We start from the raw sequence: 24,394 nt of genomic DNA, 5'->3' as shown, positions 1-24,394 counted from the left end.
CTATCGGGGACTGCGCCAACAGCCGCCGTTGCGCCCTGCCGTCATCTACTCCCTCGGCGCACCGGTCGATCCGCGCAACATCAACCGGAAATCCAGCGTCTGCTGAAGCGGCACGTCCACATTTTCGATGATGGCGAGCAGCAGGTTGACTGCGCGGATACCGATCTCGCGCATGGGTTGGCGGATGGTCGTCAATGGCGGCGTGAGGTAGCTGGATGACGCCAGGTCGTCGAAGCCGACGATGGACAGGTCGTCCGGCACGCGCAAGCCCAGGTCCCGGCAGGCCGCCAGGGCGCCCAGCGCCATCTGGTCGCTGAAGCAGAAGATCGCGGTCGGCACCGGCGCGCGGGCCAAGAGCGCCATCGCTGCCGCATGCCCGGATTCCACGGAGAAATCGCCCGGCACCACGCTCAGGTTGCGCAGGCGGCCGCGCGCCTTGCCGGCGGCGCGGGCCCCTTCCAGTCGCTGCTGGTGCAGGGGATTGTCGGACGGGCCGCCCACCACGGCGATCCGCTCGTGCCCCAGTCCGTACAGGTGTTCCATCACCGCGCGCGCGGCGGCCGCGTTGTCGATGTGGACGCTGGGGATGCCCAGCGCCGGGTCGAACTCGCAGCCGTTGACCACCGGCGCGGCGGTGCCCAATTGCTTGACGATCTCGCGCGCCGTCGGCGGGAGGCGGTGCCCCAGCACGATCAGCCCGTCCGCTTCGTTGCGCCGGAGCATCTGCGCGTAGCGCTCCTCGCGGTCGGGCTGATGCTGGGTATCGCCCAGCAGGACCGCGTAGCCGACGGCCTGCGCCGCTTCCTCCGCGCCCTGCAGGATCTGCGCGAAGAATGGATTGGCGATGTCCGGCACTGTGACCAGGATCTTGCCGCTGCGCTGGGTCTTGAGCGTCCTGGCGACCGTGTTGGGAACATAGCCCAGCGCGGCGGCGGCCTGCTCAATGCGCGTGCGCGTGGCCGGCAGGACTTTCTCCGGCCGGGACAGCGCGCGCGACACCGTGCCGGCGGAGACGCCGACGTGCTTTGCGATGTCGTAAATGGTGGCCATGACGTCAGTTCTTCTTTCTGCTGTGCAGTGCACAACGGGTCTTGCGGGAGGCGATGCTACGATAATGCAATCGATTGCATCAGGGCGAATCACGTTGAAGACGCTCAAGGGTCCGGCGCTGTTCCTGGCGCAGTTCATCGGCGACACACCTCCCTTCGATCGCTTGGACACGCTGGCCGAGTGGGCCGCGGGCCTGGGCTATTCTGGCCTACAAGTACCGACCAGCGCGCCCCACCTGTTCGATCTGGCCCAGGCCGCGCAGAGCCAGGCGTACTGCGACGACGTCGCCGGCATGCTGACTGGGCACGGCCTGCAGATCACCGAGCTGTCCACACACCTGCAGGGGCAACTGGTCGCTGTCCATCCCGCCTACGACGACCTGTTCGACGGCTTCGCGCCGCCGGACAAGCGCGGCGATCCCGCCGCACGCCAGGCGTGGGCGGTGGAGCAATTGCTGTTGGCCGCCAAGGCCAGCCAGCGCCTGGGGCTGACGGCGCATGCCACGTTCTCCGGCGCGCTGGCCTGGCCTTATTTCTACCCTTGGCCGCAACGCCCGCCCGGGCTGGTGGAGGAAGCCTTCGCCGAACTCGGCCGCCGCTGGCGCCCCATCCTGGATGCCTTCAACGCCTGCGGCGTGGACCTGTGCTTCGAGATTCACCCGGGCGAGGACCTGCACGATGGCGCGACCTTCGAGCGTTTCCTCGAGGTGGTCGACCATCATCCGCGCGCCAAGATCCTGTACGACCCCAGCCACCTGCTGCTGCAGCAGATGGACTACCTGGGCTTCATCGACCGGTATCACGCGCGCATCGGCATCTTCCACGTCAAGGACGCGGAGTATCGCGCCAGCGCGCGCAGCGGCGTCTATGCCGGCTACCAGGACTGGATCGATCGTCCGGGACGGTTCCGTTCGCTCGGCGATGGCCAGATCGACTTCAAGGCGATCTTCTCGAAGTTCGCGCAATACGATTTCCCGGGCTGGGCGGTGCTGGAGTGGGAGTGCTGCCTGAAGCATCCGGAAGACGGCGCACGCGAGGGTGCCGCGTTCATCCGCGAGCACATCATCCGGGTGACCGAACGCGCCTTCGACGACTTTGCCGACAGCGGCGCCGATCCGGAATCGCTGCGCCGCATGCTGGGGACCTGAGCCGATACCGCCCTGGGAGGGGAAGCCATGACGCACACCATGCCGCGCTTGGGCGCGATGATGTTTCTGCAGTTCTTCATCTGGGGGGCATGGTTCGTGACCCTGGGCACGTACCTGGTGCAGGGCCCCCTGCACGCCAGCGCGAGCCAGGTGGCGACGGCCTTCCTCAGCCAGTCCATCGGCGCCATCGTGGCGCCGTTCCTGGTCGGCCTGATCGCCGATCGCTACTTCGCGGCGCAGCGCATCCTCGCGGTGCTGCACCTCGCCGGCGCGGTGCTCATGTGGCTGGCGTCCACGGCGACGAGCTTCGGCATGTTCTCCGCCTGCGTCATGGGGTACATGCTGCTGTTCATGCCGACGCTGGCGCTGGCCAACAGCGTGGCGATGCGGCACATGCAATCGCCGGAAAAGCAGTTCCCGCCGGTGCGGGTGGCCGGCAGCGTCGGCTGGATCGTGGCCGGCGTACTGATCGGCTGGCTGGGCTGGGAACAGGCGCACCGACTCGAGCTGACGTTCCGGATGGCGGCGATGGCGTCGCTGGCCCTGGGCCTGTATGCCTTCACCCTGCCGCACACGCCGCCGCTGGCGCAACAGCGCGACGCCGGGCTGGGGCAGGTCCTGGGACTGGACTCGCTGAGGCTGCTGAAGTCGCGCTCCTACCTGGTGTTCTTCCTGGCATCGATCGCCATCTGCATCCCGTTGGCGTTCTACTACAACTTCACCAACCCGTATCTCAACGATCTGGGCGTGCGCGGCGCGGCCGGCCTGCAGTCGCTGGGCCAGGTGTCCGAAGTGCTGCTGATGCTGGCCATGCCGTTCCTGTTCGTGCGGCTGGGGGTCAAGACCATGCTGGCGGTGGGCATGGCCGCGTGGGTGCTGCGCTACGCGATGTTCGCCTTCGGCGATGCGGGCGGCGGCTTCTCCCTGCTGGTGATCGGCATCGTGTTGCACGGCATCTGCTACGACTTCTTCTTCGTCACCGGCCAGATCTACACCGACGCGCATGCCGGGCCCGCCGCGCGCAGCAGCGCGCAGGGCTTCATCACCCTGGCCACGTACGGTGTGGGCATGTTGATCGGCACGTTCCTGTCCGGCGCGGTCGTGGAGCACTACACCACGGCGGCGGGCCCGGACTGGCAGCAGATCTGGCTGTTCCCGGCCGGCGTGGCGCTGGTTGTGCTGATCGCCTTCCTGTTGCTGTTCCGCGACCGGCCGGTCGTCGCGGCCGCGCCCTCCACGCATTGAGAGCCCACCCGATGAGTAAGCTCGGAATCGCCATCGTCGGCACCGGCATGATCGGCGCCGTGCATCGTCGCGCGGCGCTGCTGGCCGGTGCGCAGGTCCGCGGCGTCGCCGCCTCTTCCCCGCAACGCGCACGCGAGGTGGCGCAGTCCTGGAATGTGCCGCGCGCCTATCGCGACATCGAGGACGTGATCGCCGATCCGCAGGTGCAGGTCGTGCACGTGTGCACGCCCAATCATCTGCACCGCGCCATGGCGCAGGCGGCGCTGCAAGCCGGCAAGCACGTGATCTGCGAGAAGCCGCTGGCCACGACCTTGCAGGACGCCCAGGCCTTGGCGGCATTGGCCGCCTCGACCGGGCTGATCGCCACGGTACCCTTCGTCTACCGCTACCACCCGGTGGTGCGCGAGGCGCGCGCACGCATCGCGCAGGGCGACCTGGGGCCGCTGCGCCTGATCCACGGCAGCTATCTGCAGGACTGGCTGCTGGACCCCGCCAGCAACAACTGGCGCGTGGACCCGGCACTGGGCGGCGCCTCGCGCGTATTCGCCGACATCGGCTCGCACTGGTGCGACCTGGTGGAATGGGTCGGCGGCGAACGTTTCGTCGAGGTCAGCGCAGCGTTCGCGACCGTGATCGCCGAGCGCGGCACCCTCACCGGGCAGAGCTTCACCACGCCGGCGGCGGGCGGCGCGATGCAGGTGGTCTCGAGCGAGGACGTGGCCGCAGCGATGTTCAGAACCGGCGCCGGCACGCTGGCGTCGTTGACGGTCAGCCAGGTCTCGGCCGGACGCCGCAATCGCCTCTGGTTCGAGATCGATGGCGCCAGGGCCAGCGTGGCGTTCGACCAGGAGGACGCCGAACGGCTGTGGATCGGCCTGCCCGACCAGCGCGAAGAAATCTTCGTGCGCGGACCGGGGGCCGGCAGTGCCGAACAACGACGGCTGGCGGTGTTACCGGCCGGGCACGCGCAGGGCTACGGCGATTGCTTCGAGGCGTTTGTCGCCGACACCTATCGCGCCATCGAAGGCGAGCGGCCGCAAGGCCTGCCCACCTTCGAAGACGGGGTGCGCTCGGCGCTGATCGTCGATCGCGTTATCACATCGGCCAGGACGCGCGCCTGGACATCCATCGATTGAATCCCGGGAGGATTTCTTGATGAACACACCTACACGCAGGACCGCGACCCTCGCACTGCTGCTGCTCGTCGCCCTGCCCGCCTTCGCACGCGACGCCGCTGGCCCGCAATCGCCCATCGCGGTGCAGATGTACTCGCTGCGCAACGCCGGTTCGCTCGAGCAACAGCTGAAGATCGTCCACGACGCGGGCGTGGGCGCGGTGGAAACGGTCGGCACGCAGAACGTCAGCGCGGTGGAACTCAAGCAACTGCTGGACAAGTATTCGATCAAGGCGATCTCGTCGCACGTGCAACTGGCCGATCTGCGCAAGGACCTGGACGCCGCAGTCGCCTTCAACCGATCGATCGGCAACACCACGCTGGTAGTGCCTTACCTGGACCAGAAGGATCGGCCGACCGATGCCGCGGGCTGGACCGCATTGGGCAAGGAACTGGGCCAACTCTCGAAGCGGGTGCGGGCCAAGGGCATGCGCCTGGCCTACCACAACCACGACTTCGAACTGGTCGACTTCGATGGCAAGACCGGCCTGGAACTGCTGTTCGCAGCGGCCGGCCCCGATCTGCAGACCGAGCTGGACCTGGCCTGGGTCGCGCGCGCGGGCTACGACCCGGCGGTGATGCTGGGCAAGTTCAAGGGCCGCATGTTCGCGGTACACGCCAAGGACAACGCACCGAAAGGCCAGGCCGAGGACGAGGGTGGTTTCGCCGCCGTGGGCCAGGGCGTGCTCGACTGGAACGCAATCCTGCCTGCCGCGGCGGGTGCCGGCGTGCGCTGGTACATCATCGAGCACGACCGTCCGCGCGATCCGGCCGCGGTCGTCCAGACCGGTGCCGACTACCTGCGTGCACATCTGCCCGCCAGCACACAGCGCTAGCACGCAAAGGAGCCCCGCTTGAAAACGATTTTGACAGTGGCCGTGGCTCTGCTGGGGGCGACGCTTGCGACCACGGCGTGGTCCAAGGACGACCCTGCGGCCGGTGCGCAGCTCTACGCCACGAACTGCACGGCCTGCCACGGCGCGAATCGCGCGGGCATCCCAGGCGCATTCCCCGCGCTCACCGACGTGGGCAAGCGACTGGACTCCGCGCAGATCAAGGACAAGATCAGCAAGGGCGGCGGATTGATGCCGCCCTTTCCGCAGCTGTCGCAACAGGATCTCGACAACATCGCCAGCTTCCTGGCGCAATAGGGCGCAGGCGCCGGCTGCGCGCCGGCACTACAGCTCGCGCACCCAGATGTTGCGGTAGCTGACCTTGGAATCGTGCTCCTGCAGGGAGATCGGCGCGCACGCATGCGGCGCGTACGAAGGGGCGCCGATGTACTCGGTCTTGCCCGACAGGACGGTGTCGTCCTGCACCAGCACGCCGTTGTGCAAGACGGTGATGCGTGCGGGTGCAGTGAGCCCGCCTCCCTGCGAGAAACGGGGCGCCTTCCAGATGATGTCGTAGGCCTGCCACTGGCCCGGCGCCCGCGAGGCGTTCACCAGCGGAATGGCCTGCTTGTAGATCGAGCCGGCCTGGCCATTGGCATAGGTCGGGTTGTTGTAGCTGTCGAGCACCTGCAGCTCATACAGCTCCTGCAGGAAGATGCCGCTGTTGCCCCGCTGCTGGCCGTCGAAACCGCCGGTCGCGGTGGGCGTACGCCACTCGACATGCAGCTGGATGTCGCAGAAGCGCTGCTTGGTCCGGATGCCCTTGCTTCCCGGAACCACGGTCAGCGCACCGTCGGCGACGCTCCAGGGCACGCGTCCGCCCTGCTCCGACTCCCAGGCCGAGAGATCCTTGCCACCGAACAGCACGATCGCGTCGGAGGGCGCGCGGCCCGCGGGCGTGGCCACGATCGCGGGCACGGGCTTCCACACCTCGGTCTTCGCCGGATCGCGCGACGGGTCGCCGCTGGCCTGCGCGAACGCAGGCGCCGCGGCCAGCAGGCAGGCCGCCATCAGGAAGGGTCTGGTCATCGTGTTCCCGGGGAAGTGGCGCATGGGCGAATCGTTGCGGTCCATCAGTTGATCGCCCAGGCGGGCGTACCGGGGGCATAGGCCAGGTCGCCGTCGTAGCGACCCGGCACGGCGACGTAGCGCAGCACGTCGGTCGCGGCAACCTTCGAGGTGAAGAAGCTGAAGATGGCCAGCTGCTTGATCATCGTGAAGTGATGCGGTATCGCGTCCGCCACTTTGGCGGTGCCGGTATCGGTCATTGCAACGACGTGTTTCCTGGCTTCCGCATCCAGGGCGCGCAGCAGCTCGGTGCGCGCCTGCGGCGCGAGCGACACGAAGCGGCCGCCGGCGCGTTTGTCGATCTCGGCCAGGCCGGCACGGAACGTCGCCTGCTGCTGGGCGGTGTAGCAATCGGTGACGAATTGCGCCATGAACAGGCCCACGCCGGCGTCCTTCGCCCCCGGCGTTGCGGTCCGCGGCAGGATGGTCTCGGCGATCTCGTCCAGCATGCCGATCTCGGCGGCGGAGAAGGCATTGTTCGCCCCCTCGGCCGGCGCCTGCGCATGGCCCAGCGCGGGCAGGCCGATCATGGCCGCGCCCGTGGCGGCGACGATCATCTTCAGCAGTTCGCGGCGTTCCATCACAGATTCCCCGCTTTCAGCTCGCGCACCGCATGGTCCGCTGCCCGTGCGGTCAGCGCCATGTAGGTCAGCGAGGGATTCACGCAGGCGCTGGAGGTCATGCAGGCGCCATCGGTCACGTAGACGTTGGGCGCGTCCCAGACTTGGTTGTGCTGGTTCAGCACGGAATTCTTGCGGTCACGGCCCATGCGCGCGGTGCCCATCTCGTGGATGCCCTTGCCCGGTGCGTAGTCGTCGTCGTGCATCTTCACGTCCTTGACCCCGGCGGCCTCCAGCATCTCCGCGGCATCGGCGGCCATGTCCTTGCGCATGGCCTTTTCGTTTGCGCGCATGGACACGTCCATCGCCAGCACCGGCAGCCCCCATTTGTCCTTGCGCTGCGGATCCAGGCGAATCGTATTGTCGTGGTGAGGCAGCATTTCGCCGAATCCGGTCATGCCGATGCGCCAGTCGCCCGGCAGGGTCAGCGCGTCCTTCAGGTCGGCGCCGATGTTCAGCTCGGCGATCTCGCGCGACCAGCCGGTGCGGCTGGCGCCGCCCTGGTAGCCGAACCCGCGCAGGTAGCCGCGCCTGTCCGCGGCGACATTGCGGAAACGGGGAATGTAGAAGCCGCAGGGACGACGGCCGAAGTAGTACTTGTCTTCATAGCCCTCGACCCGGCCGGAGGCGCCGGCGCCGAAATGATGGTCCATCACGTTGTGCCCAAGCTCGCCGGACGAAGAACCCAGCCCGCCTTCCCAGACATCGGTGGCCGAGTTCATCAGCAGCCAGCTTGAGTTGAAGGAGGACGCGTTGAGGAAGATGACGTTGGCCGTGTACTGGTAGGTCTGTCCGCTCTCGGCATCGATGATCTCCACGCCGCGCGCACGCTTGCGGTCCTTGTCGTAGAGCACTTCCTTGACGATCGAGAACGGCCGCAAGGTCAGGTTGCCGGTCTTCATCGCCGCCGGCAGCGTCGCCGACTGGGTCGAGAAGTAGGCGCCGTAGGGGCAGCCCAGGATGCACTTGTTGCGATACTGGCAGTTGACGCGGCCCTGCTCGACCTTGGGCTCGGTGATGTTCGCGGTGCGCGAGTGGATCAGGTGCCTGGTCCCGCCAAAGGCCTTCTTGATCCGCGCGGCCACGTCCTTCTCGACGATGTTCAACGGGATCGGCGGCAGGAACTCGCCGTCGGGCAACACGTCCAGGCCCTCGCGCGTGCCGGCGATGCCGGCGAACTTCTCCACGTAGTCGTACCAGGGCGCGATGTCGGCGTAGCGGATCGGCCAGTCGGTGGCGATGCCGTCCTTGAGGTTCGCCTGAAAATCCAGGTCCGACAGGCGATAGCTCTGCCGTCCCCACATCAGCGAGCGACCGCCCACGTGATAGCCGCGGTACCAGTCGAAGCGCTTGGTCTCGGTGTAGGGCGATTCCTTTTCGTTGGCCCACATGCCCTGCAGGTTCTCGACCAGGCCGTAGTCGCGCCGCAACACCGGATAGTCGGCCTGCATCGCCTGGGTCGGCCGGTTGTGGTGCGGGAAATCCCACACCTCCTTCATCGCGTTGACGTAGTCCTTGACGTGCTCGATGTTGCGTCCGCGTTCCAGCATCAGGACCTTGAGGCCCTTTTCGGTCAGCTCCTTCGCCGCCCAACCGCCACTGATTCCCGAGCCAACGACGATGGCGTCGTAATGATTGTCTGCCATGGGTTCTACTTCACCTGGGTGGATAGCGTTTCAGACGTCGCACAGGCGGATCGCCTCGCGCAGCGAGCCAACGGGATCCGGCGCCGTCGGAATGAATTCCTGCGCCAGATAGCCATCGAAACCGGTCGCGCGGATCGCGCGACAGATGGCGGGATAGTGGAGTTCCTGATCGTCTCCGATCTCGTGCCGGCCAGGCACGCCCGCGGTGTGGTAATGCTTGAAGCAAGCGTGATGTTTGCCGATGGTGGCGATGACGTCGCCCTCCATGATCTGCATGTGGTAGATGTCGTACAGCAGGCCGAAATGCTCCGAGCCGATCCGCCGGCACAGCTCCACGCCCCATACGGAGTGGTCGCACAGGTAGTCGGGATGATCGACCTTGGAATTCAGCAGCTCCATCACCAGCACGACGCCGCGCTTCTCGGCATGCCCGAGGATGCGCTTGAGTCCCGCTTCGGCATTGGCCATTCCTTCCTGGGGATCCATGCCGTTGCGGTTGCCGGAAAAACAGATCAGGTTGCGATAACCGGCATCGGCCACCAGGTCGATGTGCCGCGTGTAGCGCTCGACCAGCTGGTCGTGGAACTGGCTGCCGGCGAAGCCTTTGTCCAGGCCGATCTCCGCGCCGTTGCACATCGCGCTGTACACGCCATTGGCCTTCAGCGTCGGCCAATCCGCCGGGCCAACCAGATCGATGGCGGCGAACCCAATGCCCTTCACCGTCTGGCAAAGCTGGGCCATCGACTGCTGCGGAAACGTCCAGCGCGCGACGGAATGCTTCAGGTTGCCCTTACGCGGCGCGGCAGCGGCAAACGAAGGCAACATGCTCGCAGCACCCAGGCCAAGGCTCCCGGCGACAGCAACGCGCAGCGCATCGCGCCGCGTGAACCCCGTGGCCGGGGCCGGTCCGATCGAATGGATAGACATTCGTTTTCCGGCCTCCCAACCGGTCTCAAACGCTGAGGATTTACCGCGATGCAATCGATTGCACCATAAAGGAGGCAATCGTTTTTTTGCAAGACGCAGTGCACGAAAACCCATGCTGCAGGGCACAACGCGCGTCGCGGCAGCCGCTGCAGGGCGGGAGATGGAGTTCGGGCGGCGCAAGGAGATGGACTACCGCGTGTGCAGCGGAAAGGCGGGGATGGCAGCCCGCGAACTACGAATGCGCGCGGGATGAGTGCGCCTTTGACACGTCGCGATGGCGACCTGCGCGTCCATCCAAGCGATGGCGCGTCGATTCGCTGTTTGCCATGAAAACTCATTGCGCAAAAGAAAAGCCCCGTAAAGACGGGGCTCTCTTCAAGATCTTTATCAACACGTGCAACAGGTGTCGCTCAGAAGGGTTGTGTTTACCAAAGATATAAAGAAGCTTACGAGGTCCTTGCTAGACAAAAGTATCCGCCTCACACTCCGGCTCCAGATGTAAATAACTACCGCCAACGGCTGAAAGTTGTTTACACATATGAGAGGGCGCGCCTTGCGAAATCAGGTCAGACACCTCGGTGGGTGTGTCGGCCCTGCTCTGCTCCCAGGCTCGGTGGCGGCGATTGTGAAGCGCCGGGCAAAGCTGGCAGGGCTGGAGGGAGACTTCGGGGCGCATAGCCTACGATCGGCATTTGTCACCGAGGCCGGTAAGCAAGGGGTGCCGCTGCCTGCATTGATGGCTATGACCGAGCACCGCTCGGTGGCTAGCGTTATTGAGCACTTCCAGACGGGTGCTGCGCAGGACAATCCGCGGCACGCCTACTGAAATAGACGCTGAGATCATTCGGATCAGCGATCTTGCGCTGCGATATTCTGGAGTATCTGGCACGTTAACTGGCAAAAGGTGCCAGCTTTCGCCCAGGATATCCGGGGCAAACATCCACATACGGCGTCCGCACCCAACGAATTGCCCCTCTCTCGCGGCAGCGCCGCAATCAGATCCTGGCTTGTCCAGGGGCTGCCCCTCTGCGTTCCACTGAAAGCGCTGGTACAAGAAGCGCTCGCCATTTCAGGCGACCAGAAGCTCGCCCGCGGCCCGCGCCTAGTCCAGCGCGTCCGACGCGGGCGTGTACAAACACAAGGAATGAACCCACAGCTCCCGAAGGACGTCGCGCGCGCTAGCCAGCCTGATCTCCCTCCGGGCCGATCGAATCCACCCGAACGACGCCTAAACCGCCTCCGTCGAATTCTGTCGACACCCGATCAGGCTGATCAGGTTCCTTCGGCGCGCCGCCGGTGGCGGTGAAGCCTTCGAATCCAGAAACCTCCCCATACAACACCAGGCCTGTCGCCGGGAAGTCGAGTAGTCCCTCGGCAGGGAGTCTGAGAGCGAATCCTGGCGTGGACCCTAAACTGCCTGCGAGCGCAATGCACGAACGCTGCCATAATCCACCCGCTAACGTAGAGTCGCGGCTTGCCGCGAACGTCAAATTTGCCTAATCGTGAGGGCGGCTACACCGGAGCCATTACTTTTCATCCGGGATGAGATCCAAATGGATGTCAGTTATAGCGCTGCTCCGGGTTTGACATGCCCGTCCTACTGTTCCAGTGGATAGCTTCAACCAATTGAAAAACGCTCAAAGTACAGCAACCTTGATACAGTTCTAACAAATCGAGAACGGACATCTTTTTGTGAAAGGCCTTCCCTTTCCAGAGGTGATGTCCATTCGAGCATGACGGAGCCAAACTGAACATCGTTTTCGGAAAATAACAGGTGACCTGCCATACCTGCACCGAAAATCGTCGAATGCCGGCTCTCTGCGTCCCGGCATTTTCCTGGTATCCAATCTGATGACCCGGTTCCTCCCCAAGGCGCACGGGCACGCGAACTTCAGGTGCCGGCGAGTTCCAGAGTCATTTTCCCGTACAGGCGCTCGGCAGGAATCTGCTTGTCACGGCAGGCGTCCAGCATCTTGCCGGTCTGCACGATCTGCTCGGACGATTCGTCGTAGTCCAGGCCCATGAAGTACTTGTACCAAGGCTCCATGCCCAATGCATACAGGTAGATCTGCGAAGGCTTGAAGATCTCCGCGATCTCGTAGGCCTGTGCGAAGTCGGATCCGTTCAGGCGCCGCGATTCCTTGATCTTCTTGCTCACCAGCTTGGTGTGCAGCGCGCCGTACAGCCAGGTGTAGGGGGCGCCGACGCATTCCATGCCGATCGCCATCACGTCCATCTCGCCAAGCCAGCGGCCGATATGGCGGTACATGCTCGGGTCCAGATTGGACGAATCGGCTCCCATGAAGATCTTCTTGCCGAGCAATTCGTAGAACCAGGCCGTCTTGGAGCGCACGTTGAGATCGCCGTGTTCGCCGAGGAAGGGCACGCTGACGATGCGCCCGCCAGGCACCGGCAACTCGTCCATGTCGTCCATCTCCATGACATCGAAGCCGAACTGCTTGAGCAACAGGCGCAGCGATGGGTCCGACAGGGTGCCGCCGTTGTTCTTGGGCACCAGGATCTTGCCGATCTTGTGCCGAAGCTGCAGCAGCGATTCGAGATTGGCGTGGTCCTGATGGTTGTGGGTGATGCAGACGTAGTCGATGCGGTCGGGCAATTGGCTGAAACTGATGACTTCGTCGGAGAAGTCCGCACCGCGCGACGCGATGACGGGATCCACGACGATCGACACCTGCGAGGTCTGCAGCAGGAATCCGGCATGCCCGAGATACTGCAGGCGAACGCCGGATTCCACTGGCTGGTTGCGGTGCCCGGGGGGCGTCTCGGTGAACAGCTTGCGATAGTGCAGTCCGCCGGAGACAGTCTTGCCGGCGAACAAAGCATCCAGCGCGGATTCCGTTAGCGGCTGCGTCCGTGCTGCAAACACCGCGTCCAGTAGCGGGTCGTTGTAGTCCACTTCCACGTGCAGGCTGTCGGCGGTGGGCAGGCGCGGCGTGCTCAGCACGAACGGGCGGTCTCCGCGTTCGCCGAGGATGCCGAAGGCAATGCTCTGCAACGACGGCTTGTAGTACGGGCTCTTGTACAGAAGGCTTTCCAGCAGGCGGTATGAAGGGTGATGCTCAAGGTCCATGAAGATCTCGACATAGCCCTTCAACGGCGGCGGCACCTGCGCATACAGGTACTCGATCGATTCGCCGGAGGTATGCGTGCGAAGCAATTCGTCGAGCTGGCGAACCGCGTCGGACAGTTCTACCAGATCCGCGTGCTGTTCGTCGATGCGGGCGACCAAGGCTTTGATGTCGTCGACCTGGTCTTCGTTGCAGTCCAGGAACTCGGCACCGGCCATGCCGGGCTGATTCACCGCCATGATGTGCAGTTTGTAGTTCTTCACGAACGAACTCATGATCCGGCGATGCGTGTTGACCATGTGGCGAGCGCCAGTGACCGGCGGCAGCAGATAAGGCCAGGCATACCATTGGTTGACCAAGGGTTCGAAATACACGTCTTCGCGCAGGTACAATCGGGTTTCGGTGTCCATTTCTCTCGCTTTTCCTTCGCTACTGGAGGCCGGCGGCGCCGACCGGATGCATGTCGTCGATCCAAATCGCCGAACTAGGCGATCGCCCTGCCCCAGGCGCTCGGATGCTGCCCGAAGCGGCCCATCACTTCATGCACGAGCAATTCCTCGTGCGTGTGGATGAAGAAATGCCCGCCCGCGATCTCCCGGAATTCGACAGGGTCGCAGAAACGCTCCTGCCAGGCCTGGATCCTCTCCCACTCGATCCCGTCGGTCGCTCCGTAGAACACCGTGACGGGCATCCGCAGCATCAACTCCGGGGCGTGGCGATAGCTTTCGGCCAGCGCGAAGTCCGCGCGCAGCCCCGGCAGCATCAGCTCGAACAACTCGCTGTCGTCGAAGAGCGCAGCCGGGGTGCCCTCCAGCTCGCGCAGCACCTGCTTGAACTCGGCATTGTCCATCGCCGAATAAGGTCGGGCGAAGATCCGCGTCCATGGTGCGGGACTGGCCGAGAGCAGCAGGCGCTCGGGAACCGGCAAGCCAAGCGATTGCAGGCGGCTCGCCAGCTGGAACGCGACCATGGCGCCGTTGCTGTGGCCGAAGAAGCAGAATGGGCCTTCGGCCAGCAATGGCAGGATCGCGTCGAGCAGGTCGTCCACCAGGCCATCGAGTGAGGCATGAGGCGTTTCCAGCACGCGCGCGCCCTTGCCCGGCGCCTGGATCCCGATCACCTGTACCGAATGCGGCATTCGCGCAGGCCAGCCGCGGAAAAGGTGCCCATGACCACCGGCATAGGGAAAGCAGAACAAACGCATACTCACGCGCGGCCCTGCCGGAAAACGGATGAACCAGGGACTCTTCATAGCACGGCCCCTTCGGACCGGCCGCCTTCGGTGCCGTGCACGCGCGCCATTCCGACCAGTACCTGGCGGTTGCCCGAATAGGTCTCGCGACCATGCGAATACAGCATGTTGTCGAGTAACAAGAGATCGTTGCGCTGCCAATCGAAACGGATCGCATTGCGCTCGTAGAGCGCACGCACCGTGTCCAGGGCGCCAATGTCGATGGGAGAACCGTCGCCATAGTAGGTGTTGCGCGGTAGGCGCCGCTCGCCCATGGTGGTCAGCAGCGCTTCGCGGATCTCGGGGTCCAGATTGGTGACGTGAAACAGGTGTGCCTGGTTGAACCAGACCTTGTCGCCGCTGTCCGGATGGACGGCGGACGCCTGGTTGATCTGGCAGGTGCGCAGCCCGTCCTCCAGCCACTCGAACGCCAGTTGATTGGCTTGGCAGAACGCCTCCACGTCCGCCCGGTCGCTGGTCTGGAACACCTCCGTCCAAGGCACGTCGATTTCGGAATAGTTGCGTACGTACATCACCCCGTTGCGCTCGAAACGGTCGCGTAGCGCATCGGGCATCTGCGCATAGACCTTGCGGCTGTCGCAGATCGGCGTGGCGCCTCCGGTCTGCGAGGGGATGGTGCACAGGAAGCCCAGGCGCATCGCCCACCTGTTCGAGTACGAATTCTCGTTGTGCTGCGGAATGACCTGGTCCGGATGGTACTCGGTCGCGGTATACACATTGCCGCGCAGCTCGGTCCTCGGCGTGGACCTGTAGACGTACTGGATCAGGTCTTCGCCGAACAGCGTCGACAAGGCGGTGCCGAATTGCTGGCTGCCCACGAAGGTCAATCCGCGTATCAGCAACGCGCCGTTCTCCATCAGCAATCGTTCGACATGCCCGCGATTCTCCGCGGCCCACTCGGTCGCGCGCACGCCCTCGCCTGCCACGTTCAAAAGCAGGGGCGTGCCCTGCACATCCTGCAGATCTTCGATGCCGATGTCTGCCAATCTTGTCATTGCCCCTCTCTCCCTATGGCGCCGGTCCCGGCCGGCGGCGTCCATTTCGCTCGTCTGCCGCGGATCGCGGCTCTGCAACAGCACACCGTCACGACGCCCGAGGCGCCGTCATTCGTAGCGCAGCGCCGCCCCCGGCTCGTACAACACGGCACGGCGCGTGGCGATAAAGATCGCCACCAGCACCAGCGCCGAGACGCAGGCGGCCACGCCCAGCCCGATCGATACGAGCACCCATGGTCCCACCGTGACGAACCTCGACACCGCGAGCAGGATCGCCGCGGAGAGCAACAGGCTGATCGCCAGACCCACTCCCAGTTGTCTAGCGCCCTGCTTCAGGAACAGCGCGATGATGTCGCGGTCGCGCGCGCCGATGGCGCGGCGCAGGCCGATCTCGTTGGTACGCTGCACTACGGCGTTGCTGCTCAATCCATAGATACCGGTCATCGCCAGCAGCATGGCGAAGATGCCGCAGCGCACGAACAAGTCCGTCATCGTGGTTGCCATCAGGGTCAGCTGGCGCAGCACTTCTTCGTAGCTGGTGATTCTGGCCGGCGCCATGTAGGGATCTATGCCGGCGACAGTCCGATAGATGGCACTGCGCGCCGCATCGACGTTGCCGTAGTGCCGGATCAGTACGGCGGCTTCCTGCAGCGGCACCTGCGGCAGCGGCACATACAGCGAGGCGAAGCTGCTCGATGTGGTCTTGAGCAGGTCGCCCCGACGGGCATCGCTCACCACCCCGATCACGATGCGGTCGACCGGCTCCACACCCTGCTGCATGATGCGCACGCGTTGGCCCAGCGCCCCCGATACCGGCCACTGCGCCTTGGCCATGCTGGCGCTCACCACAACGGTCTTCAAGCCGGTCGCGTTGTCGCGAGTGTCGAAGTAACGCCCTTCGATCAGGCGTACCCCGATCGGCTGCCGGGCCTCCGACGCGACGACCAGCGTGGCTTTGGGATAGTCGCTTTCGCGCGGATACTCGGTTCCATCCACGCCGAAGCGCACCTGCCCGACTTCCTGCAGCACGCCTGCGGTCTCGATCTCGGGATTGTGGCGCAGATCGGCGATCAGCCGCTCGTAGAACTGAAGCTGCTTCTGCGGAGTGTTGTAGGACTCGCCCGTCAGCTCCACCGGCATGTTCAACAGGTTGGTGGTGTCGATGCCGAAATCGATACGCGCCGCATGATAGGCGACGATCGCCATGACGCTGCCGATCACCATCACCACGGAAATCAGCACGATCTCGACGATCACCAGGATCCGCGATACGCGTCCGCTGCGCCGTCCTTGCGAGCCGCGGGTGCCGTCGCGCAACAGCGCGCTGGAACTGATGTTGGTCGCGCTCCAGGTCGGGATCACCGAAACCAGGAAGATGGCCAGGCACACGAAGCCCAGTGCCGACAGCACCGCGCCGGTGTCCAGGCCCCAGTCCCACCAGAACGGCAGGTCACCCTGGAAGGTTGAGGCGAGGAACTGGTTGCTCGCGCTCAATGCCCAACCCGCAAGCGCCAGCGCCAGGACGCCGCCGATCACGCAGATCAGCGCACTTTCCATCATCATCTGCAGAACCAGGCGCGTGCGTGGCGCGCCCAATGCGACGCGCACGGCGATTTCGCGGATGCGCTCGTTGGTACGCGCCAGCAGCATGTTGCCGACGTTGACGCAGGCCAGCAGCAGAATGAAGATCGACACCACGTTGAGCACTGCGAAGACGAAGGCGCCTTCCGGACCGGTCTGCGCGGACTGGAAGGTGTCCACGCGGATGTCGTCCAGCAGCGCATCGTCGCCTTCCCGGCGCGGATAGTTCTCGTAGGTGGCGCGCAGCAGCGTGGTCAGGTCGGCCTCGGCTTCGTTGCGCGAGACATCCGGGCGCAGGCGCGCGTAGGCGTTGAACGAGGACACGCCATAGGTCGTCGGATTGAGCTCGCGCTGCGTGAGCGGCAGCCAGATCTCGGAACTGATGGGGAACATGAAACCCTTCGGCATCACCCCCACGATCCGCGTGGCGCGTCCGTTGATCTCCACCACCTTGTCCACGATGTCCGGATCGGCGCCGTACACCGAGCGCCATATCTTGTGCCCGATCACCGCCACCGGCTCGGCTCCGGACACAGCGTCTTCCGGCAGAAAGCCCCTCCCTAGCGCGGGCTGCGTGCGCGCGAACTGGAAGATGCTCCACTCGGCGAAGGTCGCCTTCACGCTGCGGCTGGCATCGAGTTCGCTGATCACCGAGCGGCCGGTCTGGTATGCCGCGACCCCGTCGAGCGAGCGCGTGTGGCGCAATTGCGCGAGCTCGAATGCGTCGATCAAGGCGGTCCGGCCGTCCTTCTTGCCGAGCACCCTGACCATGGTCTCGCTGGCCGGGATCGGCAGCGCCTTGTACATCATGGTGTTCAGCACCGAATAGGTATAGATGCTGATCGCCAGGCCGCCGGCCAGCACGAGCACGGTCAACAGCGTGAACTGCGGCGTCTTCAGCAAAAGACGCAAGGCATAGCGCAGGTCGGAGAGGAAGGACATTCGGGTCCTCAGCCTGCGGCCCGCGCCGCCGAATCGGAGAGGATCCGTCCATCCAGAAGATCGACCTGGCGGCTCGCCCGCGCAGCGTATTCCGGATTGTGGGTGACCAGGCAGATCGTGGATCCTTCCGCGTGCAGGCCTTCCAGAAGTCCTGTCACCGTTTCGGCGTTCTTCGAGTCGAGGTTGCCTGTCGGCTCGTCGGCCAGGATCAGCAGCGGGCTGGCCACCACCGCCCGCGCGACGGCCACGCGTTGCTGCTGACCCCCGGAAAGCTGCGAGGGGAAGTGTTTCGCCCGATGCGACATGTCGACCCGGTGCAACGCGCGTTCCACCATCGTCGCGACCTCATGGGCGCCGAGGTCGCCGCGATAGGACAGCGGCAATGCGACATTTTCCGAGACGGTCATGTCGCTGATCAGATTGAACGACTGGAACACGAATCCGATTTCGCGGTTGCGGATGCGCGCGCGTTCGTCGCGACCGATGGTGGATACGTCATGCTCACCGAGCAGGTAGCGTCCGGCGGTCGGCGCGTCGAGCAGCCCCAGCAGCGACAGCAGCGTGGACTTGCCGCAACCGGACGGCCCGGAGAACGCCACATATTCCCCGCGCCTGACGGTAAGGTCGATGTGGTCCAGGGCGCGCGTCTCCACCTCGTCGGTGAAGAAGGATTTGCGCAAGCCCTGCAGCTGGATGAGCGGTTCGCTGTCAGACATGGCTGATTCCGCCTACTTGACCGAGATCTTGTCGTGGCTGCTCCAAGCCGACGAGTCGGACACGATGACCTGATCGCCCGGCTGCAGCCCGCCCAGCACTTCGATATAGCGCGTCGATGCGCGTCCGAACTGCACCGAGCGGCGCGAGGCCTCGCTGCCATCGAGTCGGTATAGCTCGACCTTCCCCTGGCTCTTGGCGAAAGGCGGGCGTTCGACGAATAGCGCGTTGCGCTTCTTCTCGATGTCGATGATGCCTTCCACGCTCAGGTCGGGACGGGCCTCCGGCGGCATCTTGCCGGTCAGCACGACTTCGACCTTGACCACGCCGTTGGTCGCCGACGGCGCGATGCGCGCCACCCGGCCGGGAATCTTGCTGGTGCGGGTATCGACCACCACCGCTTGCTGGAGCGCGACGTCGTTGATCTGGAAGTCCTGCACGTCGAGCAGGGCGACCAGGTCATCCTGGCGGGCGATCTGGCCGGCCTGGGTGCCTGCGGTCACCCGCTGCCCGAGCTGCAGCGACATCTGCTGCACCACGCCGTCGATGCCGGCACGGATGGTCAGGTCGTCGATTTGCTGCTGAATGAGGTCCTTGGATTTCTCCAGCTTCGAAACGACCGAGACATTGGCCTCGGTCGTCGCCGCCAGGCTTTCCTGCATGCGCTTCACCCGTTCGGTCTGCGCTTCGATCTTGTGGAAGTTCTGCTCCATCACGATCCTGGATTGCTCGGCGGTGATGCGGGACACGATCTTCTGTTCGACCAGCTTCTTCTCGGCGTCGTACTTGACCTTGACGCTGAGATAGTCGAGTTCCGCGTTCTTCGCCTCCGAGCGCAGGTCGGCCAGCTGCGAGCGCAACATCGATTCGGCCGCGCGGTTCTGCTTTATCTGGGCATCGATTTCCCATTGCGCCTGCAGCAGCTGCTCGTTCAGGCGCGGATTGCTCAGGATGGCAACGACATCGCCTTTCTTGACCGCCGCGCCGGCCTCGACGTTGATGCGTTCGACCAGGCCGTCCACATTCACGGCCAACAGGTGGATGTCCTTGGGCACCAGCACGCCGATGCCGCGGACCTGGACCGAGAAGTCGCCGCGCTGCACCGTGCCGATCACGACGTCATCCTTGTCCACCGAGTACGCAGCGCTGCCGAACCCGGTTCGGGTGAGAACGACCACCACCACCAGCGCGGCGGCGACGCCCCACACCCACCGCTTGCGGAACCATTGCTTGGTGCCGCTAGACTTTCTTGCAATATCCATGCTTGTGGTTCACCTGGTGATTGGCTGCCTGGATCGGCGACGCGTGTGGAAGTGAGGGATGTCCCCGCCGGTGTCCCCGACCGGCGGCGCTTGCACGACGCGCAAGGCGAAACGGAAAAGGCGCTTGTTCGAGCTCATACCGGCAGCTCGTGCTGGATGCGTCGGTCCGCCTGCCGGGCTGCGATCAGGTCCGCCAGACCTGGCGCGTGATCGGCCGACAACAACGACAGATGCCCGCCCTCGGCAACGTGCATCTCGACCTGCGCAGCCGCATATGCGCCATAGTGCTCGGCCAGTTCGCCAGACGGCAGGCGCGCGATCGCACCCTCGCGCGCCAGAATCGAAACCACCGGTCCGCCGAAACGCCCGCTCGGGCCGTAGTGGCGGTGGATCGCCAACTGCGCCCGGAACACGTCCAGCAACCCGCGCGGCACGGCTGCCTGCGGAGCCACGGCGACGCCTTGCTGTTGCAAGCGTTGCAAGAAGAAGGCATGCAATCGCTGCTCGTCGTCGAATCCCTGCATAGGCTGAACGTCCTCCGCATTGGCTCCAAGCATGCGTGCCAGGTAGCCGCCCAGCGAATGTTCGGCGCATTGGGCCTCGCGCAGGTAGACACCGCTATCGATCAGCGTCAGTTGCACCTGGTGACCGCGCATCTCGAGCAGGCGCGCCATCTCGAAGGCGACGGCGCCTCCATAGGAATGGCCAGCCAGCAGGTACGGTCCCTGCGGCTGGCAGGCAAGCAAGGCCCGCAGGTTCAGCGCGACCGTCTCCTCCATGGAACGACTTGGCGGCATCGCCCCGTCCGTGCCGCAAGGTTCGAAGACCCGCAGCGCGAGCCGTCCCTGCAATGCCTTGGCCAACGGTCGGTACGCAACCGCGGTGAGGCCGGCGGCGGGGACGCAGTAAAGCAAGGGGACGCCAGGCGTGGCATCCAGCTGCACCAACGGGTCCCAGTCGCTGTCACCGCGAACCAAGACATCGTCCACATGCCGGGCCAGATCGACAAGAAGCGGATGGCGGAACAGGTCGCGGATGTGCAGCCTGACCTGGAACTGTTCCGACAGCATCGCCATCAGTCTGATCGCGAGGACCGAATGCCCTCCCAGTTCGAAGAAATCGTCAAAGCGGCTGACGCACGGCAGGTTCATCAAGTCCGTCCATAGTTTCGAGATCGCACGCTCGGTGTCGGTGACCGGTTCCGCGTAGTCACGCAGTGTGACGTCGGCACGATCCGGTACCGGCAAGGCGCGCCGATCGAGCTTTCCATTTCCCGTCAGCGGCAACGCGGCGAGCGCCACGAATGCCTTCGGTACCATATAGTCTGGCAGCTCTTCGATCAACGTCTGGCGCAGCAGCGATATGTCGACCGCAGCGCCGGCTTCGGCCACGACGTAGGCGACCAAGCGTTTTTCTCCGGGCCCATCCTCGCGCGCCAACACCGTCACCTCGCGGACTTCCGGCATACGCGCCAGGCGTGCTTCGATCTCTCCCAGTTCGATGCGGAATCCGCGGATCTTTACCTGGAAATCGTTGCGGCCCAGGTAGTCGATCTCCCCTGCCGCGGTCCATCTGGCGAGGTCGCCGCTGCGGTATAGCCGCCCGTGCGTTCCGGACGCATCGAATGGGTTGCGGACGAACCGCTGCGCGTTCAACTCCTCGCGATTCAGGTAGCCGCGCGCGACACCGCTGCCGCCCACGTATATTTCACCGGCGACGCCGATCGGGGTCGGCTGCATCCGTGGATCGAGGATGTAGACATGCATGCCCGGAATCGGCCGCCCTATCACGCTGCCCCCCCGGCCGAAGATGTCCTCCAGGCGCAGGTCGCGAAGCGTGACGTGCACCGTGGTTTCGGTGATCCCATACATGTTGACCAGCCTGGTTCGGCCGATGTCGTTGCGTTCGGCCCAGGGACCGAGCGTCTTCGGATCCAGCGCTTCGCCGCCAAAGATCACCGTACGCAGGAAATGCGTTTGCCCGCTGCAGGCCTGGGCCACGCTCAGTTGGCGGAATGCGCTCGGCGTCTGGTTCAACATCGTGACGCGTTCGCGGCACAGCAAGGCGTAGAAATCGTCCGGGGACTTGGCGCACTCGTCCGACACCACGACCAGGCGCCCGCCATAGGCCAGCGCCCCCCAGATTTCCCAGACCGAGAAATCGAACGCGAAGGAATGGAACAGGCTCCAGGTCTCGTCTGCACCGAACCGGAAATGGTCCTCGGTCGCAGCGAGCAGGCGCGAGACCTGGCGGTGCTCCACCTGGACGCCCTTGGGGGTGCCGGTGGAACCGGAGGTATAGATCACGTACGCCAGGTGCCCTGCATCGAGCCCGGGCACGTTCGGGTTGTCCTCGGCATGGCGCGCGAGTCCGGCTTCGTCGTGCAGATCCAGCCTGGCCACCATGGTTGGCGGTAACGAATGGCCGGGCCCCTGGGCGGCGACCAGCGCCACCGGCATGCTGTCCAGGATCAGCCAGTGCAGTCGCTCCTGCGGATACGCCGGATCCAGCGGCACGTATGCCCCGCCCGCCTTCAGAATGCCGAGCAGGCCGGCCAGCAGGTGCGGACCGCGCGGCGCGCACAGCGCGACGCGGTCGTCCGGCTTGATGCCCATGGCGATCAAGCCATGCGCGACACGATTCGCGCGCCGGTTGAGTTCGCCGTAGCTCCACCGGGAATCGCCAAACGTCACTGCCACGGCATCCGGCTGCTCGGCGGCGCGTGCCTCGAACAGGCGGTGCAACGGCAGGTCTGCCGGACAGCCGTGCGGGATGTCGCCAAGCCTGGGCAGCAGCGCCGCGCGCGCCTCGTCGTCGAGCAGCGGCAGCGCATTCACCGAGGTTCCCGGCGCGTCGAGCAAATGTGCCACCAGTACCTGGAACGCGTCGGCCATGCGCTCGATCGTGTCCCGCTCGAACAGACCGGTCGCGTACACCCAGCGGATGTGGATGCCAGCGTCCGTCTCGGTCATGTGCAACTCGAGGTCGTAGCGACATTGCTGCGCATCGCTGCGTAGCGGGCTCAGGTCCAGGCCGGGCAGAACGAACTGGCTTTCCTCGTGGTTGTGCAAGGTGAAGCTGATCTGATACAGCGGCGAATGGCTGAGAGAGCGCTCCGGACGCAGGGTCTCCACCAGCATCTCGAACGGCACATCCTGGTGCGCGTATGCGTCCAGAATCGTCGTCCGGGCGCGTCGCACCACGTCGAGGAAGCCGGGATCGGCGGAGAGGTCGGTGCGCAATACCAGGCTATTGATGAAGAAGCCGATCAGCGGTTCCAGCGCCCTCTGCGTGCGTCCGGCGACCGGGGTGCCGATCACGATGTCGGTCTCCCCGCTCCAGCGCCCGATCAATACCGCCAGCGCCGACTGCAGCACCATGAACAGGCTCGCCTGGTTGTCGAGTGCGAGTTGCTTCAAGCGTTTCAGCGACGATGCATCCAGGCGCCGGGCGACATGGTCGCCGTCGAACTGCTGCAGCGGGGGCCGCGGCTTGTCCAGCGGTAGCGCGTGCACCGGCGGCAGGCCGGCCAACGCGGCGTGCCAATAGTCGAGTTGCGTCCGCAGTGCGCCGCTGTGCTCCAGCACACCGCGCTGCCAACTGGCGTAGTCGCCGTACTGGACCCTCAGCGGCGCCAAGGCGACCGGCTCGCCGCAACGGAATCCCGCGTACAACGCGGCGAATTCCCTGCCAAGAACGTTCATCGACCAGCCGTCGGAGGCGATGTGGTGCGTGGACAGCAGCAGCGCATGGCCGGCATCGTCGAGGCGGACCAAGGTGCAGCGCAGCATCGGGTCTGCGGTCAGGTCGAACCCACGCGCGGCCTCCGCGCGCACGATCCGGTCCAACGCCGCCTCGCGCGCCTCATCCGCCAGAGGGGAAAGGTCGTGGTGGCCGATGGCCTGCGGCGAAGGCGGATGCACGATCTGCACCGATTCGCCATCCTGGATGGCGAAGGTGGTGCGCAGGACCTCATGGCGCGCGATGATCGCGTCGATGGCCTGTTGCACGGCGTGGTCGTCGAGCGTTCCGGTCAGGCGCACGCCGAAACGCATGTTGTACTGCGCGCTGCCACCGCCCAGCCGGTCGATGAACCAAAGCCGTTGCTGCGAGAACGACAGCGGCAATGGACGGTCGCGCACCGTTGCGACGATGGTTGGCGGTGCATCGCGGTTCGCGACGGCATCGACGTGGCGGGCGAAGCCGGCGATGGTGGGGTGTTCGAACACGGCGCGGATCGGGATATCGCGGCCGAATTCCTCGGCGACGTGGCTGATCACTTGGGTCGCCAGCAGCGAATGGCCGCCTATCTCGAAGAAATTGCTTTCCGCACTGATCCGCTCCTGCTTGAGGACCCGTTGCCAGATCGACGCCACGCGTTGCGCGGTGTCGCCGTCGGGTGCGATGAACTCTTGCTTTGCGGCGTAATCGGGCTGCGGCAGGGCCGCCTTGTCCACCTTGCCGTTGCGGTTCAGCGGCAGCGCCTCCATGACCATGACAGCCACCGGCACCAGGTAGTCCGGAACCCGAGCGCGCATGTGCTCGCGCAATTCGCGCCCGGCATGCGCCCAGGCGTCGCCCGCCGGCACGACGTAGGCGACCAGGCGCGCATCGCCGGTTTCGTCGCGCACGATCGCGACCGCCTCGCGCACCCGTGGGTGCGCGAGCAGATGCTGTGCGACTTCGCCCAGCTCGACGCGGAAGCCGCGGATCTTGACCTGGTCGTCGGCACGGCCGAGGAACTGCAACTCGCCGCCCGGCAGCCAGCGCACGAGATCGCCTGTGCGGT

At 65.1% G+C, this 24,394-nt stretch carries 17 protein-coding genes and 1 pseudogene (1 of these 18 running past the window's edge); 6 read left to right on the top strand and 12 right to left on the bottom strand.

The window, feature by feature from the left end; all coding sequences use genetic code 11:
- Nucleotides 1-45 precede the first annotated feature (45 nt).
- On the bottom strand, nt 46-1,050 hold the full coding sequence (locus HEP75_RS07245) for a LacI family DNA-binding transcriptional regulator (protein WP_185826527.1): 1,005 nt from the start codon (nt 1,048-1,050) through the stop codon (nt 46-48).
- A 94-nt stretch (nt 1,051-1,144) separates the two neighbouring features.
- Here HEP75_RS07245 and HEP75_RS07240 point away from each other — a divergent pair, with 94 nt between their 5' ends.
- From HEP75_RS07240 to HEP75_RS07220, 5 genes are read left to right on the top strand one after another with little or no spacing between them, the layout of a single operon-like run.
- The gene (locus HEP75_RS07240) at nt 1,145-2,197 is read left to right on the top strand and encodes a sugar phosphate isomerase/epimerase family protein (RefSeq protein ID WP_185825956.1); all 1,053 of its coding nucleotides are present in this window, start codon (nt 1,145-1,147) and stop codon (nt 2,195-2,197) included.
- A 27-nt stretch (nt 2,198-2,224) separates the two neighbouring features.
- Nucleotides 2,225-3,442, top strand: a complete 1,218-nt coding sequence (locus HEP75_RS07235; protein ID WP_185825955.1) for a nucleoside permease — start codon at nt 2,225-2,227, stop codon at nt 3,440-3,442.
- An 11-nt stretch (nt 3,443-3,453) separates the two neighbouring features.
- A complete protein-coding gene (locus HEP75_RS07230) occupies nt 3,454-4,578 on the top strand; it encodes a Gfo/Idh/MocA family oxidoreductase (protein ID WP_185825954.1) in 1,125 nt (374 codons plus the stop codon).
- A 19-nt stretch (nt 4,579-4,597) separates the two neighbouring features.
- Nucleotides 4,598-5,452 carry a sugar phosphate isomerase/epimerase gene (locus HEP75_RS07225; RefSeq protein WP_185825953.1) on the top strand — a complete coding sequence of 285 codons (855 nt, stop codon included), beginning with the start codon at nt 4,598-4,600 and terminating at the stop codon, nt 5,450-5,452.
- An 18-nt stretch (nt 5,453-5,470) separates the two neighbouring features.
- Nucleotides 5,471-5,767, top strand: a complete 297-nt coding sequence (locus HEP75_RS07220) for a cytochrome c (protein ID WP_185825952.1) — start codon at nt 5,471-5,473, stop codon at nt 5,765-5,767.
- A 27-nt stretch (nt 5,768-5,794) separates the two neighbouring features.
- Here HEP75_RS07220 and HEP75_RS07215 read toward each other — a convergent pair whose 3' ends face one another.
- From HEP75_RS07215 to HEP75_RS07200, 4 genes are read right to left on the bottom strand one after another with little or no spacing between them, the layout of a single operon-like run.
- Nucleotides 5,795-6,538: a DUF1080 domain-containing protein gene (locus HEP75_RS07215; RefSeq protein ID WP_185825951.1), complete on the bottom strand. Its 744-nt coding sequence runs from the start codon at nt 6,536-6,538 to the stop codon at nt 5,795-5,797.
- A 44-nt stretch (nt 6,539-6,582) separates the two neighbouring features.
- Nucleotides 6,583-7,158, bottom strand: a complete 576-nt coding sequence (locus HEP75_RS07210) for a gluconate 2-dehydrogenase subunit 3 family protein (RefSeq protein WP_185825950.1) — start codon at nt 7,156-7,158, stop codon at nt 6,583-6,585.
- On the bottom strand, nt 7,158-8,843 hold the full coding sequence (locus tag HEP75_RS07205) for a GMC family oxidoreductase (RefSeq protein ID WP_185822668.1): 1,686 nt from the start codon (nt 8,841-8,843) through the stop codon (nt 7,158-7,160). The genes HEP75_RS07210 and HEP75_RS07205 overlap by 1 nt, the downstream gene beginning before the upstream one ends.
- Nucleotides 8,844-8,873: 30 nt before the next feature.
- Nucleotides 8,874-9,770, bottom strand: coding sequence for a TIM barrel protein (locus HEP75_RS07200; protein ID WP_185825949.1), 897 nt, complete (start codon nt 9,768-9,770; stop codon nt 8,874-8,876).
- 586 nt (nt 9,771-10,356) lie between these two features.
- On the opposite strand from HEP75_RS07200, the pseudogene HEP75_RS07195 reads away from it, so the two are divergent.
- Nucleotides 10,357-10,601 (top strand): annotated as a pseudogene (locus HEP75_RS07195) (tyrosine-type recombinase/integrase); the annotation flags it as partial.
- Between the two features lie 1,060 nt (nt 10,602-11,661).
- On the opposite strand, the gene HEP75_RS07190 reads toward HEP75_RS07195, so the two are convergent.
- From HEP75_RS07190 to HEP75_RS07160, 7 genes are all read right to left on the bottom strand, one after another.
- Entirely contained in the window at nt 11,662-13,269 is a 1,608-nt protein-coding gene (locus HEP75_RS07190) for an MBL fold metallo-hydrolase (RefSeq protein WP_185815794.1), read from the bottom strand.
- Between the two features lie 74 nt (nt 13,270-13,343).
- A complete protein-coding gene (locus HEP75_RS07185) occupies nt 13,344-14,111 on the bottom strand; it encodes an alpha/beta fold hydrolase (RefSeq protein WP_185815793.1) in 768 nt (255 codons plus the stop codon).
- Nucleotides 14,108-15,106, bottom strand: coding sequence for a TauD/TfdA family dioxygenase (locus HEP75_RS07180; protein ID WP_185825948.1), 999 nt, complete (start codon nt 15,104-15,106; stop codon nt 14,108-14,110). Before HEP75_RS07180 ends, HEP75_RS07185 begins: the two co-directional genes overlap by 4 nt.
- 108 nt (nt 15,107-15,214) lie before the next feature.
- The gene (locus HEP75_RS07175) at nt 15,215-17,629 is read right to left on the bottom strand and encodes an ABC transporter permease (protein WP_185825947.1); all 2,415 of its coding nucleotides are present in this window, start codon (nt 17,627-17,629) and stop codon (nt 15,215-15,217) included.
- An 8-nt stretch (nt 17,630-17,637) separates the two neighbouring features.
- Nucleotides 17,638-18,345 (bottom strand): ABC transporter ATP-binding protein, encoded by a 708-nt coding sequence (locus tag HEP75_RS07170; RefSeq protein WP_185825946.1) that lies wholly within the window; start codon nt 18,343-18,345, stop codon nt 17,638-17,640.
- A 12-nt stretch (nt 18,346-18,357) separates the two neighbouring features.
- Complete coding sequence (locus HEP75_RS07165) at nt 18,358-19,605, bottom strand: HlyD family efflux transporter periplasmic adaptor subunit (protein WP_185825945.1); 1,248 nt, start codon at nt 19,603-19,605, stop codon at nt 18,358-18,360.
- A 134-nt stretch (nt 19,606-19,739) separates the two neighbouring features.
- On the bottom strand, nt 19,740-24,394 hold the end of the coding sequence (locus HEP75_RS07160) for a non-ribosomal peptide synthetase (protein ID WP_185825944.1). 9,031 nt of this gene lie beyond the right edge of the window; only the last 4,655 of its 13,686 coding nucleotides appear in the window; its start codon lies off the right edge, out of view; its stop codon occupies nt 19,740-19,742.

Source organism: Xanthomonas sp. SI (genome assembly GCF_014236855.1).
Classification (GTDB): domain Bacteria; phylum Pseudomonadota; class Gammaproteobacteria; order Xanthomonadales; family Xanthomonadaceae; genus Xanthomonas_A.
This window is presented reverse-complemented; position numbering and strand designations above follow the sequence as displayed.